We start from the raw sequence: 19,957 nt of genomic DNA on the forward strand, positions 1-19,957 counted from the left end.
TTTCAACTTAGTTGCGGAAATATTTTTTTCTATTTAACTTATTTCTTAAAAATTTATCCAATCATACGATAACTTTTTTATTTTATCAATTCTATAATATCAACTAATTATTACATTTGCAATCAATAAAAGTTTTTATGAAAAAAATAGCAATACTTTCTTCCCTTTTCATCGGAGCAGTGGTCTTCGCACAGGGAATCAAATTTGAAGACACCAACTTCACTACTATTCTGGCAAAAGCCAAAAAAGAAAATAAGCTTGTATTCATTGATGCATACACTACGTGGTGTGGGCCTTGTAAGCTGATGGTAAAAAACGTTTTCCCGCAAAAAGCAGTTGGAGATTATTACAATGCTCATTTTGTGAATGCAAAAATAGATATGGAAAAAGGTGAAGGTATTGAAATCGCCAAAAAATATAATGTAAAAGCCTTTCCTACTTATCTTTTTGTGGATGGTAACGGTGAGATTGTTCACAGGACTTTAGGATATGTTGAAGAAAACGATTTTATCCAGTTTGCAAAAGATGCCGGAGATCCTAATAAAAGATTAACAGCATTAAAGCAAAAATTCGAAAATGGTGAAAAGAATACCGAATTCCTGAAAAACCTTGCCGAACTTACAGTTTACAATGATGCAGAATTTGCAGGACGAGTTTTGGAACGCTACTTCAGTGGAAAAACGGAATTGGATAAAGATGATGTACAGATGTTGCTTATGGCCGTTCAGAACCAGGGTACAGAAAGTCCGATGTATAAAATTTTCCAGTCTAAGAAAGCAGAAATCACAAAAGTTTTTTCTACTGAAAGATATGATGCATTTGATAAAAATATCAAAATCAATACTATTTTCAAAAAGTCTTATAATACGGATACAAAAGTTTGGAATGACAGTTATTTCATGACTGAAGCTCAGAAATTCATGACGAAAAATGAAGCTGAAAAAATACTTAAAAGAGCAAAGGCAGGCAGAGCTTTGAAGGATAAAGATATCCCGACTTATGAAAAACTGAGTCTTGAGCTTTATAAAGATACTTCTGCTGCCAATTCTGAAGAACTGAATTCAATAGCATGGAATTTCTTTGAAAATGTAAATACAAAATCTTCTCTTGAAAAAGCTGTAACATGGGCACAGGAATCCGTAAAGAAAGATGAGAACTACGCCAATACAGATACACTGGCAAATCTTTACAACAAAATCGGGGACAAAAAGAATGCAAAGCTTTGGGCTGAAAAGTCTATCGAGCTGGCTAAAAAAACAGGCCAGGATGCTACTGATACCGAAAAGCTGTTGAAAGAGCTTTAATATAAATAAAAAAATAAAGACTGTCAAAAGACAGTCTTTATTTTTATTCTCTATAATAGATTATTCTTATTCAAATCTGAAAATTGATAATTTTGTCAAATCTTTTACAACTCCATTAGGTTTATTTCCAAAATCCACTGCAATTTGATCTCCTGCTGCAAAAGTATCTACTGCAACCACTACTGTAGATGCTCCAAAAGCTTTTGTGGCATCAGATGCTGCAATAACGGCTCCATTTTTCCAAATTCTGGCAAACCAAGGGTCGCCCTGAGCAAATGAACTATCACCTTTAGCTGTAATATTAAGGTATATTTGGTGTAGACCTGCTTTTGTTACTGTATAAGTAGTTGCACTAGCACTTGGAGTAAAAGCATTTTCCGGGTCATAAACTTCTCCATCCCATGGAACAGCATTAGCAGCCCCTGCAGCACCATTAAAATCTGTATTTCGTTTAACTACTAATACCATTTTTGAGGTTACTACATTTTCTTTCTTTACTACCCCATTTTCATCAATTACCAAAGTTGTCCCGCTACCTTTTTGTATACCTTCAAGTTTTAAAGGATCAGTTGCTGCTTTTACATGAAGAGTGTTTGTAGGTGCAGTAGTACCAATCCCTATTTTTCCTTCAGCACTGATTCTCATTCTTTCAAGATATCCCGCACCTAAAGAATTTCCAAAAAAGAAATCTTCTTTTCTATCTTCTCTTAAAACACTTCCGATTCCCCAGTTTGCCCCACCTGAAGTAGGTCCGCTATTCGTGAATCCTAATAAAGAGAAGTTTCCGGTTGCAGATGGTGAAGTGTTTCTTAAAGCTAGAATAGGATGTCCATTAGTAGAACTCGGCGCATCGATTAATGAAAACCTGTTAAGATTTGATGTGTTTGCTACTACATGGAATTTATGTTGTGGTGCATTTGTTCCAACCCCAACTCTATCGTTTGCAGCATCTACTGAAAATGTATTGTCATCTACTGAGAATGCATTGGTAACAGTTCCATTAAAAGTTAAAGTTTTATCTCCTTGGGTTACTGTTCTGTTTGCTGTAAGGGTTCCGTCTGAATTATAGATATTCACAGAAGCTCCCGATCCCGAACCAGCGTTCAGTTTTACCCATACGTTTCCATCAAAATAATAGTATCCTACTGCATCTACATTTACTGCATTTCCTGTCTGTGTTCCCTTATTTATGCTGTTTACGTAAATCAAAGTAGAGGTAGGAATAGAAGACATAGATTGTGCTCTTTCTCTGTCAACTCTGGGAACTAACAAACCATCAACATTTTTGGAAGTACCAGTTGAATTTTTAGCAGTAATATCTAATGTGGAAGAAGGAGTACTAGTATTGATACCAACTTGCGCGTAGCCAAAAGTGGCAGCCGCCAGCATTATAGCGGCAGATAAAGATTTTTTCATCATTTTATTGTTTGTTGTTTTCGGGCTCAAAATTATAAAAAAAATACTTAGGGAAACAAATCATTTAAGCTGCTTTAAGCATTTTTAACATAATATTAGAACCCTAGCTCGCTACTCATAGTTGCTTTTCCTCCCTGTTTAAAGGGAATTGCACCTTCTAAAGCCATGCTTTATGATTTTTATCATATTGATAATTTAACATTTAATAAGATTTATAGTATTCTTGTCTATAATTAAACGATTAATCATTTTTGATTTAATAATTAAACTAAAATTTCCACATAAATTGGAATTATTCTATCATATTGGTTTTATGGTTAAAATTATTATAGAAAATTTCCTAAAAAGACTTTTAACGGAAATTGATAAATAAATGAATATTTGACTAAGAATTTGGTATAGTTAATAAACGTCTGTAAAAAAAAGACGTTTATAATTTTAATGGTTAACCCATTAATTTCTGCTGAAAACCATTAAAATGCTAAGCTCAATTGGATTGATTTTTCCTACTTTTATTGCATTTTCTCCTATATTCACTATCTTTTACTTAAGAATAATTTAAATATCCAAAAATAAAAAATGCTGCATCTGTAATGCAACATTATATTTTCAATACCTGAATTCCTTTATATAAAGGAAAACTAATTAAACTTAATTATTATACACCAATACCTGCATCTTTGTAAGCATTGCTTCAGAATCGCCGTCATATCCGCCATAGTTAGATGGATTATGATTTACTCTGTGAGCACCGAACCAGGATTTATACTGAACTTTAAAAGTATAAGTTCCCGCCGGTAGTGTCACTGCCTTCAGAAAAGTTACAGGAATAGGCAAGTCAATTAGTCCACTGGCATTCCCCACTTTAGATGTATAAGCTGATGATATTTTTGTCCCGTTTTGTACCAGGCTGAAAACTCCCTGTGAAGCAGTTCCATTAGCCGGATTTAGGGTTGCATATCCTAAAATAGTAAACAGGAAAGTTTGCGTAAGCCCCGCAGGAACCGTCAGTGTTATTGTTACCCCCGGTACATCCGCTGTAGCCCCCTGAGGAATATCTACCGCGGTGGTTCCCTGTACATAGTATGCATTCGAAATGGTACCGCTTAGAAAATTAATCGATTTCCAGGTAGGAGCCGCGCCCGCACCGCTCGATGAAAGAACCTGTCCTGTAGTTCCAGCGTTTCCTGCTGTTGTAGCATTTCCACCTACGTTCAGCTCATTAGTAATTTGCAATGATCCGTTGACGTGTAAAGTTTTTTGGGGAGTGTTTGTGTTGATTCCGACTTGTGCGTACGCAAATAACGGAAATAAGAATACACTTGTTAATAGTGTTTTTTTCATCATGTATGTGTTTGTATTTTATAGCGCAAATTTACATAATATATCCTAAACCACAATATTTTAAGCGAATTTTAATATTTAAGTGAATTTTATTAATATTCAAATAAAACGCTTCCCCATGTAAAACCACTTCCAAAAGCGGAAAGCAGGACCAAATCCCCTCTTTTGATTTTTCCCTTTTCAATGGCTTCATTCAATGCAATCGGAATGGAAGCCGCCGTTGTATTACCGTATTTTTGAATATTATTGAATACTTTTTCATCCGGCAAGCCAAATTTTTGTTGAACAAACTGGGCAATTCTCAAATTCGCCTGATGCGGAATAAACATATCAACATCTTCAATGGTTTTTCCTGCTTTATCTAAAGCTTCCTGCATCGTTTCAGGGAATCTTGTTACTGCATGCTTGAACACAAAATTTCCGTTCATAATTGGGTAAACTTCCTTATTTGTCACATTTTCAGGCTCTTTTCTCATTCTGTCACTCCATCCGTATTTAGAACCCGGAAACTGTGTACAAAGCTCATCAGCATATTTCCCTTCAGAATGCATGTTTACAGCTAAAATATCACCCGCATTTTCATCTTCCGTAGCAGAAAGTACAACCGCTCCTGCCCCATCTCCGAAAATCACGGAAACGCCTCTTCCTTCATCAGAAAAATCAAGCCCGAAAGAATGAACCTCAGCGCCCACAACCAGAATATTTTTATACGTCCCAGATTTGATAAAAGCATTGGCAACGCTCATCGCATACACAAATCCTGAACACTGGTTTCTCACATCCAAAGCCCCGATAGTATCACAACCCAACATATCCTGAAGCAAAACGCCACAACCCGGAAAATAATAATCCGGTGAAAGGGTTGCAAAAACAATATAATCAATATCTTTAGCCGTTAATCCCGCACCGGCAATAGCTTTTTCCGAAGCCTTAAAGGCAAGATAAGCAGTAGTTTCCTGAGAATCATTCCTGTTTTTTCTGTGTCTTCTTTCTTTGATGCCTGTCCTTTCCGTAATCCAATCATCATTGGTGGTCATTAATTTTGCTAAATCATCATTCGTAACAACGTTATCCGGAACATGAAATCCGATTCCTTTTATTGTACTTTTAATCATATAGTTTTTTAATTTTGACAAATATAGAATTTATTTAATACATACTTTTTCAAATATTAGTATTTTTACTTTATGCCAATTGACACGATATACAGAAATTCCCAATGCGAATGGGTAGACGTAGAAGCACCTACTGCAGAAGATTTAAAATTTCTTCATGAAAGATATGAGATCAACAATCTCCTTTTAGAAGACACTTTAGACCCCAATCACCTTCCGAAATATGAGGAAGACGAGAATATAAAATTTTTCCTCCTGCGCGAAAGCACTGAGCTTGAACGCAAAAACCTCAATACCATCAGCGATATCAGTACAAAAATCGGGATTTTCCTTTTCGGGCAGACCATTATTACCATTCATCGAATGAGAACCAAAAGTATTTCCGAAACAAAAAAGCAAATCTCAGCCCTTCAGGATATCACACCGGAACATATTGCTTTAAGGATCGCTTTATTAATCATGAAAAGCTTCGATGATGAATCTGTGAACCTCCTCGAAACAATGGACAACATCGAAAACGAAATCTTCCTGAAAAATACCAACCATACCAATCAAATCAAGAGATTATATAAATTAAAAAGAAAATCAGGATTAAATTCCAGGGTTTTGAGCATCTCCACTGATGCTGTCGATAAGTTTAAGCTTCTCGGATTACCGGATTCCGAAGTTTTTGATTTAAAAGATAAACACAAAGATGTTGTTGCGGATTTTGATCATCTGAACATTCAGATTACCAACCTTATCTCCATGTTCCTGGCACTTTCAGACCAGAAAGCGAACCAGGTAATGAAAGTACTGGCCATCTATTCGGTTTATTTTTTACCGATCACATTCATCGCGGGAGTTTATGGGATGAACTTCGACAATATGCCGGAACTACACCATAAATATGGATACTTTTTCACGTTGGGACTTATGGCATTGGTTGTTATCTGCACATTTATCTATGCCAGAAGAAAACAGTGGTAATTTTCCCTTATAGATATAGTAAAAACACGGTTGGTTAATATTTTAAATATAATTAATTTTAAATAGTGAAATTAATTAATGAATCGTTGTATTTTTATATAAGATTAAACACAAAATACACTAATATTTTTCATATATAAACACTAAAAAGCTTAGTGTCATCAGCGAAAAAATTCGTGTTATCAGTGTTAAAAAAATAACCGCCATGAAACCCGAAACCCTACAAAAAATTCTGGAAGAAAATGTTCTTTCAAAAGCTTCCAAAGAAAAATTGGCAGCGCTGCATAATAATATTTCGCCGAAAGAATTTTCTGACATTCTGGATGCGGAAGGCAACCAATATGTGGAATTTGTGCAAGAAGGAGGCGGAGTTTGGGGAAGCGCACTGGTAGGCTATCTGTACGGACTGGAAATTTTCGGGATCCGTTTCCTGAAAGTTGCTGGAACCAGTGCGGGTGCCATCAACACAATGCTTATTGCAGCCTGCAAAACCAAAGAAGAAGCCAAAAGTGAAGTCATCAAAGACATCCTCTTCAACTGGAACTTCGCTGATTTTATGGACGGGAAACCGTATGTAAAAACTACCATTCATGCGATGCTGAACAATAAAAACTTCCTGAAAATCAACATTTATATTATAGTTGTAGTTCTTGCGTTTTTTGGAGTTCTGGCTTTCGTTTTACCTACTCAGACAACCTGGGAAACGAAAATTCTTTTCTCTATTCCGTTGCTGCTCGTTATTATCATGGCTTTATGTCTCGCAAAGCTTTATTCTGATTTGAAAAAGAGAAATTCCGGGCTTAATCCGGGAAATACTTTTCTGAATCAAATGAAAGAAGTGCTGGAAGGTTTCGGAATAAGAACAGTTGCTGCTCTAAACGAAAAATTTGTGCAGCGTGGCAAGGATTTAAACCTCAATTACCGCTATGGAAACGGTATGGAATATTACGCCATCGCGTTAAACAGCATTGAAGAAATCAAAGTAAATAATCAAAAGCATATCGACGAAATCCGCTACAAAATATTCTACGAAAGCGCCGTAAACAATGAATATTATAAAAAAGATCCTTTCTATTTATTAAAATCCGAATATACCGTAATCACAACGGATATTAACGCTAAAATAAAGGTTGAGTTGCCATCAATGGCCAATCTGTATTGGTCTGAAGAGGAATTGAAACACGTAAGTCCGGCAGAATTTGTACGTGCTTCAATGTCGGTTCCTTTCTTTTTTGAACCGATGCAGAAAAGGATTGATAAAAATGATGATTCCGTGAAGTATGCCTGGAAATTCTGGATGAATACGAAACAGGAAGACATCAATCCTGTTGGTGTTTTCATCGATGGAGGCAGTATTTCAAATTTCCCGATCGATCTGTTTCATTCTGCGGATATTTTTTATCCGAGACTGCCTTTGTTTGGGGTACAATTGACCAGCGATTCCGATATTTTATCTGAAAAAGGAAAAACGAGCGAGGAAATTTTAAAATCACCTCTCTCCTACACCGGAAATATTATCAGCACGCTAAAAGGATTTAATGATAAAACATTCCTAACCAAACATACTTTTTATCATTTATTCAGCATCCAAACCGTGAATTGCGGGACGAGCAACTGGCTGAATTTCTTCATGAAAAGAGAGGAAAAAGAAGAGCTTTTTAACCGCGGTTTTTCTGCAGCCCTTGACTTTCTGAATAATTTTGACTGGGAAAAATATAAGTGTGAAAGGATGATGCTTTCAATGAAGGAGAAGAAGATTTTGAAGGAGGAAGATACGAAGACGGTGGGGTAACTATTGTAATTAAGATTAAATTGATTTTGACAAGCGTGAAATATTAAGCTGTTTAAGATGCTTCGACTTCGCTCAGCATGACATCGCTAATACTAACTGCTGTTGTAGCAATGTCATGCTGAGCGAAGTCAAAGCATCTCATATATATTGATAGATTTTTTCTTAAGATTTACAAAATTACCCTTTCCTCCACATCGGCTCATGCTTCAAAACCTCATCATAAACAGAACAACTTTCATCATGAGAACCCTTCAAATAACCAATACTCATCAGAAACTCATTCACAATTTCGCCGCCTGTAAACTTGAAAGTTTTTTTGAATATTTTCATCCATTCCTGTAATGTTTTGGGGTGATGATGTTCCAGCCATTTTTCAAAAGAACCGAATTCTTTTTGTAATCCGATGATGGTTTTTGCGTTTTCGATGGCTGCATTTACCTTTAATTTATTTCTTATAATTCCGGGATCACTTAATAATCTTTCGCGGTCGGTTTCTGTATAAGCCGCCACTTTTTGAATATCAAAATTATCGTAAGCCAATCTGAAGCTTTGTTCTTTTTTTAAGATCGTTTCCCAGCTTAGTCCGGCCTGATTGATTTCCATAATCAACCTTCCAAACAATTCATTATCATCATGAATCGGGAAACCATAATGATTGTCGTGGTAGTTTTTATGAAGTTCTTTCCTGCTTTCAGGCTGCATTCTTTCTATTGCTGAACAATAACTCATTTTCGAAATTTTGCCCAAACATACGTGTATTTTGTGACAAATGCCTGTCAGCAGTCTTGATTTATTTTGATAAAAAGGTATTTTTTTAATAGTAATAAATTCATTTTCAGAGCATACCACATTTAATAAATAGTTTAAACATAATGCTATATTTTTAATTTATATTTGTTAAAATCAACTCAAACGATAAAATTTTAAATATTAAATCAATTTATGGCTAAAAATTTACTTCTTTTCATTTTTCTATATTCCACTGTTATGTGGGCTCAAAAATCTAAAGATCCTGTTGAAGATATATACGCAAAAACGATTAATGAAACTGCATCTCAAAACCCTTCACTTGCTTTAAAAATAGCAGACTCGCTTACGAAAACAGCAAAAACACCTGAACTAAAAGGCAGGGGTTATCTTTTGACAGCCAATATTTATAGAATGCAATATAAACTTGAAAAATCTGTAAAATATGGTGAAAAGGCAAAAGATATTCTCAGCAATACCGATAATTATGAACTGCAGGCAAAAACTCTTGGACTTTTAGCCGAAACCTACGGTACTTTAAAGTTAGATCAAAAAGCTGAAAAATATCTGAATGAAGGTCTCAAAACTGCCGGTAAAATAAAAGATCCTATAAAAAAGGCACTGGTAAAATCCCGTTTTTGTACCGCATTATCCGGATGGGCACAGAGTCTTGGCAAAAATGATAAGGCTATAGCATACCATTTTGAAGCGTTAGAATATCTTTCAAAGATACCTGCAGACAGCCTTAATATCGGGCATCATTATCTGGAGATCGGTCAGTTGTATTTTAATAATATTCATAATTATAAACTTGCCAAAGAATACTATCTCAAGGCAATAAAAATTCTTCCGGAATCCACCACTGCCGCAGCTTTTGCTAATAATGGACTCGGAGAGGTCTTGCTTGAAGAAAAAAATTATACCGAAGCGGAAAAGATTTTTTTAAAAACAATAGAATTTGCCGAAAAATCACAAAATGCAGGGATGAAAAATCTCGCAGCACAATGCCTTGCCGATTTATATGATGAGACCAAGCAATATCAAAAAGCAAGTTTTTACAGAAAAATAAATGCTAAAACCAATGCAAAACTCGCAGGTGGTATATCATATTATGTTTCAAAAGACAATAATAAAATTGAAAAAGAAAAAGATCAATATGTAAGTTGGAACAAAATAAAAAATATTGTTATTGGAATTGCTTCTCTATTAATTTTAATTCTGATTATTATTTTCATCATTAATAAAAAGAAGCAGAAAGCAGAGTATCAAAGGTTCAGAAGCATTATCGATCATTATAAAGAAAAAGAGGAATATGTTTTGGAATCCAAAGTAATAACCTCTGATATTGAAGAAGCTGAAAATGAGGAAGAAACCATTTCCAAAGAAATTGAATCGGAAAATAAACACACTGAAATTGCCATCAACAAAGAAACAGAAGCTAAAATCCTGGCTGATCTTGATCAATTCGAAAAAGAACAAATGTTCAACAACAGTAATGTTTCTCTTTCATATCTTGCGACAGAATTCAACACCAATATCCGGTATATTTCTTATGTCATAAAAAAATATAAAAATGCTGATTTCAAAAGCTATATCAATAAACTGAGGATCAACTATATCATCCATAAGCTTAACACTTCCGAGAAATACAGAAAATATAAACTGGGAGCATTGGCCGAAGAATGCGGTTTTTCTTCACACAGTAAATTCACCACAATTTTTAAATCCATTACAGGAATCTCTCCTTCTACTTTTATTTCTTTTATTGAGCAGGAAGAAATAAAGAAGAATAAAAAATAATCTCGAGACAATTATTAATTATTTACACATGTCTGCATCTCCTTTGAGGTGCAGACATTTTTTATTTGTCATCCATTAAGAGCTGTCTGTTTTTCGAAAACAAAAAGGGTATTTCTTTATTTAAGCAAAACCTGCAAATACCTTTGTGAAACATTCTGAATACTTTAAATATTAAAATAAATATCCGGCTGTAAATGGAATATTAAAGCTAGCACATGGCGGTTTTCCAATAAGATGTAAGCCGTGACAGGATTTATACATGTTTTAAGTATCATCTGTTGGATTAATAGCTTAATAGACAACTGTTGTAATAGTTGATCAACCATCGTCAGTTTGGAGGAATGCGGGATCATCTCGCATTCTTTTTTTAGGCAGAGGTTGTTTTAATAAGCCATTTTTAAAATTTTCATTACTAAATACACTTTTAATCAGAACAATTTTTCACCAAAAACAGATTTATTATTTGTTATTATCAAAAATTAAAACTATTAAAAATCAATTAGTTAAAAACAAAAAACTTTCCGTTTTCCGAAAATGAAAAGTGTATTTCTTTCATCAAAAGGTTCCTCTAGATACCTTTGTAAAACAATGTCACGCATAACAAAAATAACTTAAACATGAAAAAAAAACTATTATTACCAATTGGTTTATTCTTCACATTATGGTCGCAGGCACAGGTAGGCGTTCACACAAATAATCCACAAGGTATGTTCCATGTCGACGCCGGAAAAGATAATCCTGCGACGGGTGCACCCAATACTACACAACAGGCCAACGATTTTGTCATCACTGCCCCTAACGGCTATGTAGGGGTTGGAACTACAAATCCCGCAAGAAAACTACACGTTGTCGGTGACGGCGTAAATGATCCGGCACAAATCGGTGGACTGCTTGCAGGTGATCCACAACAGGATTTTTTGCTGGGAATAACTTCCGGAGGTCTAATACGGTCAATAGGATCTGTGGAGAGTCTTTCTATTCCCAGACCTGCACTTTTCGTATTGGGTACTGATGTGAATAATTTCCTCAATGGCATAGCTCCCGGTAGTAATCAGGTGGTGAATATGGCTATGATAAAAAATTCGATTCCAGGCCTTACTTTTGACAACACCATTCGGCAGATTTCACTTCCGGCGGGAACTTACCAGTTCACATTTGTTTATGAAGGAGTTCACAACAACACAGGCTGTACTTTAAGCTCTTATTTTGTTGACTTCCCTAATGACGGAACAGCAGTAAGGGTTCAGAGTAATGCTTCACATTTAGAAGGCGGTGCATCTAATCATGGCGGAACCATAAGCTATTCTGCGAAACTCGTAAATCCTACCAATAATTTCATTATCAGGCTGGGACGAGGACAGGCAGGCAACTGCACCGGGCCAGGGATGACACTATTAAAAAATTCTACACATTTGATGATATACAGAATGGGAGCTTAATAATAGCTTAATTTTTAACTAATAATCTATATTGAGATGAAAAAATTACTACTACTATCCTCCATAATCTGTATTAATATACTATTCAGCCAGAAAATAGGAATCAAAACTTCCAATCCGCAAGGTCCTTTCCATCTTGATACCCGAGGAAACAACCCTGCTACAGGCGGATTACCTTCCCTGCCCCAGGTTTTTGATGATTTCATGATAGATACAGACGGAAGCATGAATATAGGTCCGCATTTTGGTATTGGATCCGCAAGAAGCAAGCTGTATTTATTTTTTGCCACAACCGGTGGTGATAACGTAAGGATTGACGGCGTACTTCCCGCACCAAATCCGGAAGACATTGATTTGCTGGGTGCTATCCGCCCGAATCCGGGATATTCATATTTAAAAAGAGAACAATCCATCAACGAGCTGGATATACCAAAATCTACAATGCTAGCCCTGAATACTGATGTTACCAATTTTCTGAATGGAGTAAGCGCAGGAGGAGCTCAGGAAATACCAATGACCCTGACAAAAAATGCAATAGAAGGTTTAACTTATAACCCTACCACTCATTTCGTAACACTCCCTGCCGGTACATATCAGTTTACTTTAATATATGCAGCCAGCCATGGAGGATGCACGCTTAGCTCATATTTTTATGACTTCCCTCTTCCTTCTTCTTTCAGCAGGGTACACAGTACCTCCGATCATCTTACTGGCACAGGTGCCGGGTCAAGACACACCGGGACCATTACGTATACTTCAGCTTCACTTCCGGCGGGAAAACAAATCCTGATCAATTTAGGAAGAGGAGTATCCGGCAACTGCAGCGGACCGGGAATGACACTTTTCGGTAACGGAACTCAATTTATCATAACAAGAATAGGTGACTGATTCTAATAACACGAATGCTATACAATAACGACATGTTTTCAAATCCATTGTTCCCCACAGTAAGGATGAAAACATTGTATTAAAATGATAAGATTTATAATCATTGTCAGCTGTTTATTTAATGAGTATCCTTTTTAAGGGTACTCTTTTAAATCTTTTTTCAATTAATTCTTTAACACATTAAAATTCAATATTTAAAAAAATAAATCATTTCTATTTTTCGAAAACGAAAATGCTATTTCTTTTTCAAAATAAAACTTCTAAATACTTATTAAAACAAATAACGTCACGCATAATACCTTAAAACCAATGAAAAAAATCTCTTTAATTCTATCTCTTCTCCTCGCCGGTATTTTTTCCGCTCAGGTGGGAATCGGAAACGCAAACCCAGTCGTAAATCTTGACGCAAGATCTGTCACAGGAAATTCTGCTATCGCTTTCGGGAATACCAACCAAACGGCTGCCGCTGCCGGAAGCGGAGCCATGAAGTATGATAACGGGCAGTTGTATTACAGTAACGGAATAATCTGGGTGCCAATGCTGGAAAAAGTAGCCGGTGTTTTTATACCAAGAGTTGTCGCTGCAGGTCTTAAAAATACAGACCAGGCCATCACATCAAATAATAACATCCCACAGATATGGGCTTTTCAGACAATATCGGTGAATGATGGAAACTGGGACTCAGCCACCAATAGCTACACAGTTCCCAGCTCCGGTTTCTATCAAATTTCGTTAGGAGGAGACATAACGGTAAATGCTGTTTCAAATTCCTCAAGCTGGGCCGTTTTTGTCTACCCGAATTCCGGCTCTACCACAACGGACAATATTTACTTTGTTTATACCGCACAAAATCTGCCTGCTATATCTCAAGGGGTAAGAGGAGGTTCTTTCACGATATATCTCAATACCGGTCAGGTAGTAAAACTAGGCTCTGCCCATTGTGTGGGATGCGGAACCAGGTTATATACTGTTGCTCCGGGTGCTGTTTTCTCAATTACTCAGCTGGGAAACTAAAAAATAGTTTTAACATTTAAATTTTAGATCATGAAAAACATATTTATTTTAGTTTTTTCAATTTTTATTTTCGGGAGCTTTTTGGGGCAGACGGGGCAGGTGGGAATAAATACAGCAACACCAACAGTGCATCTGGATGCAAGATCTGCCACAGGGAATTCAGCTATTGCTTTTGGAAATACCACTCAGACAGCATCAGCAGCCGGAGCCGGAGCCATGAAGTATAATAACAGCATGTATTATAGTGATGGAGTAAACTGGCTTCAACTGGTGGGAAATTCCCTTAATGATTTTATCCCTAAGGTAGTGGCTTCAGGAAGAAAAACTACGCCAGAGTCATTCACAACCGATACAAGTGACACTCACGCCTGGAATTTTGATAATGTCAATGTGCTTGACGGGAGTTGGGATGCTGCGACATCTGCTTATATAGTACCTTATACAGGATATTATCAAATATCCATAGGAGCTGCTGTAGGAGCCAATATCGCGAGTAATAATGTAAACTGGTGTATTTTTGTGTACACCGGAACTACTGAAAAAAGGAATCTCGTATTCAGCTTAAGTAATATTACAGTGGCTACAACTTTTAGAGGCAACACCATTACACTGCATCTGGAAGCCGGCCAGACTGTAAAACTGGGTTCAGTACATTGTCTTGTATCCTGTACTTCGGGCCCGGTTACTTATACGGTTCCTGCCGGAGCTTTATTTACAATTACCCAATTGGGAGGTTAATAAAAGCCTATAATGAAATTTTTCCCAGGTTCATTGCTTTAAAAATACAAATGTCAATATAATATTATTCAGGACTTTTCCTTGTTAATGGTTCCTTAATTTTAGTTAGGTTATTGCAGGCCTGTTCATTTTAAGCAGGCTTTTTTGAGGATTTGTTTAAGTTTTTCACATACTTCATTAATAATAAATAAATTATGAAATAAAAACAAAAAAACCTCCGAGAATCATCGAAGGTTTATATTAATTTAAATAAAATCTAGTGCATTGCCTCACTCAAATCTATTTTTTGTTTGCTTTTTCTTTCCTTAATAAACAGGATAAACGGAATACATACCAGGAATACAACCCCTAAATAAAGGAAAACATCCATATAAGAAAGTACCGTTGCCTGTTTTGTTACTGTAAGATCTAGCATTTTGTAGGCTGCATTCATTGCGGCATCTGGAGTCATTCCTTTTGCCATAAAACTGCCTTTCAGAGCCTGTAATCTTTGCTGGACAGCAAAATCATTTTCATCGAGATGGGAGATTAAATTCAACCTGTATTTCTGTCCGGCATTAGCAATAAACGTAGTAATCGCCGCAATCCCGAAAGAACCTCCAAGCTGCCTCATCATCCCCGTGAAAGCTGCGCCCTGACCGATTTCCTGACCTTTTAATGTACTTAATGACAATGAAGTAATCGGGATAAACAACAGTCCTAAACCTGCTCCTCTTACAATCAGCATCCAGAAAAAGGCGTCTTTGCTGGTGTCCGGAGTTAAAATTTTATAGCCCCAGAAACTGTAAACGAAGAAGATAAATAATCCCAGGGAAACCAAAATCTGCTGTTTCGCACCTTTTGATAATAATCTACCGATAATAGGCATCATGAAGGCAGTTGTCAACGCTGCCGGAATCATCAAAGCTCCCGACTGAAGCGCCGTCCAGCCCAAAATACTCTGTGTATACAACGGAACGATAAAGGTAGAACCATACAAACCAAACCCTAGGACAAAGGACATGACGGTTCCGATCCTTAAGTTTCCGTTCTTTAAAACCCGAAGCTCAACAATTGGATATTTGAAGGTGAGTTCTCGCCAAAGGAATAGGATGAATCCTAAAACTGCTGTGGTGGTGAAGGTTACGATCATTCCGCTTTCAAACCAGTCTTCTTCGTGACCTCTTTCCAGAATAAACTGTAAAGAACCAACGGTAAGCGCCAGTAAAGCAATCCCGATCCAATCCACATCCGAAACTTTACGTTTTTCTGAATATTTCGGGCTCTTCACGAATTGAAGCGTCATTAAAGTTGCTGCAATACCAATAGGAATGTTAATATAGAAAATATACGGCCAGCTGAAATTATCAACAATATATCCTCCAAGAGGCGGACCTAATGTAGGACCGATAATTACCCCTAGACCATAGATTGCCTGAGCCATACTTCTTTTTTCAACAGGGTAAGATTCCGTGATGATCGTCTGTGAAGTTACCAGTAAGGCTCCCCCACCGATTCCCTGCATCAGACGGAAAAATACCAATTCCCAGATGTTGGTCGCGTTTCCACATAAAAATGAAAATACGGTAAATATAATGATGGAAGCCGCAAAGTAATTCCTCCGTCCAAATTGTTGTGAAAGCCAGCTCGTCATCGGAACAACAATAACATTCCCGATTGCGTACGCCGTAATCACCCAACCTACTTCGGAAAGCGTGGCTCCCAGGTTACCTTTCATCTCGTTCAGGGCAACATTTACAATCGTGGAATCCACAATTTCAAGCAGCGCACAAAGGATCGCCGTAATCGTGATGATTACCCTTCGGGCTCCATATTCTACTAATGAATCTTGCATGTTTGTTTTTAGTGTATTAGAATTAAGAAATCGAGATTCAGAAATTAGGAAATCAAAATATATTTTTTACGAACTAACTTATTCTTGATTGGTCTGTATTTAGGCTAAGATTAAGGTTAAAAAACTTATTCACCCGTCGATTTATTATCCACATTTTAATGCTAAATAATGAAATCAATTGTCAATACAGATTATTTTCCGAATCTCTAAAATCTTAATTTAAAAAAGTGAACTGTCAATGGTCAACTTCATAATCAATTTTACTACTTCAATTCCACAACATTCTTGATGTTCATCTGCAAACCGGCTCAACTTCATGGTCAAATTATCTTCATTTCCACATCGTTTTTGACCCCATCTACAAAACCGGCATCTATTTCATAATCAATTTTACTACTCCTTTTTACATTTCACAATTGACTTGCTTCAGCAAAAATTGACAATTCACTTATATTTTATTTCAATGAAACCTCTGCTTTTACGTTCATCCCGGTTCTTAATTTTTTTGCAATATTCTTATCAAGATTTACAAAATCAATTTTTACCGGCAGTCTCTGAACTACTTTTACGAAGTTTCCGCTCGCGTTATCTGGAGGAAGAATAGAGAATGTGGCACCTGTAGCTGGAGAGAATGAACTTACGACTCCTTCAAAGTCTTTATCAGGGAAAGCATCAATTTCGATTTTCACTTTCTGCCCTTCCACCATTTTATCAACCTGAGTTTCCTTGAAGTTGGCCACTACCCATTTTTGATCGTTTTTAACCAAAGAAAACAACTGAGAACCAGCCTGAAGATACTGTCCCGCCTGGATTGGAACTTTCCCAACATATCCGTCTTCCGGAGCAGTAATTACCGTGTATGATAAGTTTAATTTTGCATTTTCTACATCAACTTCTCTTTGTTTAGCTACGGAACCTGCAACGCTAATTTGCTGCGAGCTTGCCGCCGTCTGAGAAGATGCGATGTTGGTTTGTTGGGCAATCTGGTTTCTTTGATCTACTAATACCTGTAATTGTCTGTCAGCCGTTTGTTTTGCAGCCAAAGCCTGCTCATATTGCTGTTCTGTAATGGAGTGGTCTTTCACAAGATTGGCATATCTTTTTAAGTCCTGAGAAGTTTTCCAAACGTTTACTTTTGCTGCTTCTATCTGTGCATTTGCCGTGGTTACCGCAGCTTGGGACGAACCGATATTCTTTGAAGTCGCTGTGGTTGTAGCCTGTGCGTTTGAAATATTGCTTTTTGCTGTTGTCAGAGCGGCTTCAGCCTGTTGAAGAGCCATTTTCTGGTCTCTGTTGTCCAAAATAACCAATGTGTCTCCTTTTTTTACGAACTCGTTATCTTTTACTTTTACTTCGGTCACGTATCCTGAAATTTTAGAAATCACCGGAGCCAGGTTTGAAGCAATCTGCGCATCGTCGGTTTCCTCGTGTACCTGCCCGTAAGAATAGGTTTTGTACCCGTAAATTCCTCCACCGATTAATACAACCGCTAAAATGATAGGGAAAACTAAACTTTTTTTCTTTTTAGGTTCAGTCGCTTTTGTATTATTATTTTCCATTGTTGGTATCGTTCTTATTTTATTTAATTGTTAAAGTTCCAGTAGTTTGTAATAATTTTCTGTACGCCAGTGCTGCGTCTGCTTTTGCATTGATTACGCCAACGTTTGCTGCGATTTGGGCTGCGTCTGCATCCAGTAATTCTGTCATGGTTGCAAGGCCGTTGTCGTATTTATTTTTTGTAATTCTGTAGTTTTCATTAGCCTGTTCAGCAGATTTTTCGAAAACGGCGATTCTTTTTTTGGAGTAATCTGTGTTTTGATATTCTCTGTTGACGTCTAATTTAATATTGTCATTTAACAGTTCGTTGGTTGCTGACAACTGCATTTCTCTCGCTTTTGACTGCTTCAATGATGAATTTTGCTTCCAAAGATTTGATAGATTATATGAAATCCCAACTCCTACGTTTACAGCATTATATATTGTTAAAAACTTCGGAATATCCGCCGCAACATATCCTCCCGTAAATGCTATTGAAGGATAATTTTCTGCTTTTGCCGATTTTGTTCCTAATTCTGCCGCTTTTCTCTGCATATCCAACGCCTGTAAATCTTTACGATTTTCTTTTGCTGCATTTACATAGAAATCAACAGGTTTTACATCATCTGCTTCTTCAATATAATTTTGGTCAACTTCAATTTCTGTAGTTTCCGGAAGGCCTAACAGCAAATCCATATTGATATTGGCAATATTATAGTTGTTTTTGGCTTCCAGTAATTGTAATTCGATGTTTGAAGTCTGAAGGTTTGCTTTCAACCTGTCGTTTCTTGCAATGACTCCGTTATTTTCAAGTTTAAGAAAAGTTTCGTCTCTTTTTTGAGAAGCAGAAAGGTTTTCTTCTAAAACTTTAATGGATTGATTTGCTTTAAATAAATTATTATAAGCCTGAGCCACATTGTAAGCGATCGCAATTTTATCGTTTTCTGTGCTTAATTTTGATGCTTCCACCAGATATTTTGCCGACTGGATTCCGTATTTAATCCTTCCACCACTGTAAATGGGAACACTAAGATTGGCCGATCCGTAAAGCACCTGATGTACTTCCGGGCCTCCCTCGGCAGAAACGCCAGGAAGTTTAAGATCAATAGTAGGTTTTATCGGAAGATACATATAGCTTCCTGAAACTTTCAATTCCGGAAGCTGTCTGTTTTTGGCTTCCAGAAGGTCTGCAGTAGCTTCTTCGATTTTTGCGGCATCAATCTTCAGATTCTTGCTGTTTTGGATACCCAACTGTACAGCTTCATCGAGAGTGAGTGTTTTTTTCTCCTGAGCATTTGCATTTGCAACCCCTACAAACAGGGCCAATGCAATAACTGAGTTATTTATTCTCTTCATAACCTAAAAGGTCTTTTAGTAAATATTTAATATGAGTGTTAAGTTCTGTGTAATATTTATCATCAAAAATTTCTTCATCTTCCGTATTATTCAGGAATTCTTTATACATTTCTTTAGCATTTGATGCATAAAATAAAGTTCCGCTTACGGTGGAGTGAAGTAAATAAATCGGAGGATTTTTTGTGAAAATTCCTTTTTTTAGACCGCTTTCCAATATTTTTGAATACATGGCAATGAATCCCATTTTCGTCTGTTTCAGGAATTCTACAATGTGAGGATTTTGCGTGTGGAGCTGCTCTCGCTGCATGATTCTGTAAAAACATTTATGATGCCTTACCTTTCCTGAAAACTGATCAACGATCTTTTCTATTTTTTCCCATTCATTAATATCGGTTCTTTCCAGAATATCTTTAGAAAAGAATTGCCCTTCATTCATCCTGTATTCTACCAATTTTTCATAAAGCTTTTCTTTTGAACCGAAATAATATGAGATCATAGAAATATTCACGTTTGCTGCTTTTGCAATCTCCCGTGTGGAAGTCCCTTCGAAACCCTTTTCAGCAAAAAGTATTTCTGCAGCAAATAATATATTTTCTTCTTTTGAAATCATTTATTCTCTCATTTTGAAGGTGCAAATGTACAACGGATTTTTTACAAATCAAACG

General features: G+C 36.6%; 16 protein-coding genes. 8 read left to right on the forward strand and 8 right to left on the reverse strand.

The annotated features are described in order from the left end of the window. The first annotated feature begins 137 nt into the window (after positions 1 to 137). A complete protein-coding gene (locus ATE47_RS09955) occupies positions 138 to 1,304 on the forward strand; it encodes a thioredoxin family protein (protein WP_062161826.1) in 1,167 nt (388 codons plus the stop codon). Between the two features lie 66 nt (positions 1,305 to 1,370). Here ATE47_RS09955 and ATE47_RS09960 read toward each other — a convergent pair whose 3' ends face one another. From ATE47_RS09960 to ATE47_RS09970, 3 genes are all read right to left on the reverse strand, one after another. Beyond that, positions 1,371 to 2,723 carry a hypothetical protein gene (locus ATE47_RS09960; RefSeq protein WP_062161827.1) on the reverse strand — a complete coding sequence of 451 codons (1,353 nt, stop codon included), beginning with the start codon at positions 2,721 to 2,723 and terminating at the stop codon, positions 1,371 to 1,373. Positions 2,724 to 3,371: 648 nt separating this feature from the next. Then, entirely contained in the window at positions 3,372 to 4,064 is a 693-nt protein-coding gene (locus ATE47_RS09965; protein WP_150114815.1) for a hypothetical protein, read from the reverse strand. A gap of 92 nt (positions 4,065 to 4,156) precedes the next feature. Further along, the gene (locus ATE47_RS09970; RefSeq protein ID WP_062161829.1) at positions 4,157 to 5,179 is read right to left on the reverse strand and encodes a 3-oxoacyl-ACP synthase III family protein; all 1,023 of its coding nucleotides are present in this window, start codon (positions 5,177 to 5,179) and stop codon (positions 4,157 to 4,159) included. Between the two features lie 72 nt (positions 5,180 to 5,251). On the opposite strand from ATE47_RS09970, the gene ATE47_RS09975 reads away from it, so the two are divergent. Together ATE47_RS09975 and ATE47_RS09980 are read left to right on the forward strand one after the other, a co-directional pair. After that, positions 5,252 to 6,148, forward strand: a complete 897-nt coding sequence (locus ATE47_RS09975; protein WP_062161830.1) for a magnesium transporter CorA family protein — start codon at positions 5,252 to 5,254, stop codon at positions 6,146 to 6,148. A 205-nt stretch (positions 6,149 to 6,353) separates the two neighbouring features. Then, on the forward strand, positions 6,354 to 7,940 hold the full coding sequence (locus tag ATE47_RS09980) for a patatin-like phospholipase family protein (RefSeq protein ID WP_062161831.1): 1,587 nt from the start codon (positions 6,354 to 6,356) through the stop codon (positions 7,938 to 7,940). A 177-nt stretch (positions 7,941 to 8,117) separates the two neighbouring features. Here the strand turns inward: ATE47_RS09980 and ATE47_RS09985 are convergent, their stop codons facing one another. Then, on the reverse strand, positions 8,118 to 8,669 hold the full coding sequence (locus ATE47_RS09985; protein ID WP_062161832.1) for a DNA-3-methyladenine glycosylase I: 552 nt from the start codon (positions 8,667 to 8,669) through the stop codon (positions 8,118 to 8,120). Between the two features lie 213 nt (positions 8,670 to 8,882). Here ATE47_RS09985 and ATE47_RS09990 point away from each other — a divergent pair, with 213 nt between their 5' ends. The 5 genes from ATE47_RS09990 (at position 8,883) to ATE47_RS10010 (ending at position 14,566) form a co-directional block, all read left to right on the forward strand. Further along, entirely contained in the window at positions 8,883 to 10,487 is a 1,605-nt protein-coding gene (locus tag ATE47_RS09990) for an AraC family transcriptional regulator (RefSeq protein WP_062161833.1), read from the forward strand. Positions 10,488 to 11,104: 617 nt separating this feature from the next. Continuing rightward, complete coding sequence (locus tag ATE47_RS09995; protein ID WP_062161834.1) at positions 11,105 to 11,926, forward strand: hypothetical protein; 822 nt, start codon at positions 11,105 to 11,107, stop codon at positions 11,924 to 11,926. 36 nt (positions 11,927 to 11,962) lie between these two features. After that, positions 11,963 to 12,814, forward strand: a complete 852-nt coding sequence (locus ATE47_RS10000) for a hypothetical protein (RefSeq protein ID WP_062161835.1) — start codon at positions 11,963 to 11,965, stop codon at positions 12,812 to 12,814. 309 nt (positions 12,815 to 13,123) lie between these two features. Continuing rightward, positions 13,124 to 13,828 carry a hypothetical protein gene (locus ATE47_RS10005; RefSeq protein ID WP_062161836.1) on the forward strand — a complete coding sequence of 235 codons (705 nt, stop codon included), beginning with the start codon at positions 13,124 to 13,126 and terminating at the stop codon, positions 13,826 to 13,828. 30 nt (positions 13,829 to 13,858) lie between these two features. Continuing rightward, the gene (locus tag ATE47_RS10010; RefSeq protein WP_062161837.1) at positions 13,859 to 14,566 is read left to right on the forward strand and encodes a hypothetical protein; all 708 of its coding nucleotides are present in this window, start codon (positions 13,859 to 13,861) and stop codon (positions 14,564 to 14,566) included. 256 nt (positions 14,567 to 14,822) lie between these two features. Here ATE47_RS10010 and ATE47_RS10015 read toward each other — a convergent pair whose 3' ends face one another. From ATE47_RS10015 to ATE47_RS10030, 4 genes are all read right to left on the reverse strand, one after another. Then, positions 14,823 to 16,400 carry a DHA2 family efflux MFS transporter permease subunit gene (locus ATE47_RS10015; RefSeq protein ID WP_062161838.1) on the reverse strand — a complete coding sequence of 526 codons (1,578 nt, stop codon included), beginning with the start codon at positions 16,398 to 16,400 and terminating at the stop codon, positions 14,823 to 14,825. Between the two features lie 455 nt (positions 16,401 to 16,855). Next, a complete protein-coding gene (locus ATE47_RS10020) occupies positions 16,856 to 17,959 on the reverse strand; it encodes an HlyD family secretion protein (RefSeq protein ID WP_062161839.1) in 1,104 nt (367 codons plus the stop codon). A gap of 19 nt (positions 17,960 to 17,978) precedes the next feature. Further along, the gene (locus ATE47_RS10025) at positions 17,979 to 19,292 is read right to left on the reverse strand and encodes a TolC family protein (RefSeq protein WP_062161840.1); all 1,314 of its coding nucleotides are present in this window, start codon (positions 19,290 to 19,292) and stop codon (positions 17,979 to 17,981) included. After that, positions 19,276 to 19,902, reverse strand: a complete 627-nt coding sequence (locus ATE47_RS10030) for a TetR/AcrR family transcriptional regulator (RefSeq protein WP_062161841.1) — start codon at positions 19,900 to 19,902, stop codon at positions 19,276 to 19,278. Before ATE47_RS10030 ends, ATE47_RS10025 begins: the two co-directional genes overlap by 17 nt. Positions 19,903 to 19,957: the final 55 nt, after the last annotated feature.

This window comes from Chryseobacterium sp. IHB B 17019, assembly GCF_001456155.1.
Classification (GTDB): Bacteria; Bacteroidota; Bacteroidia; order Flavobacteriales; family Weeksellaceae; genus Chryseobacterium.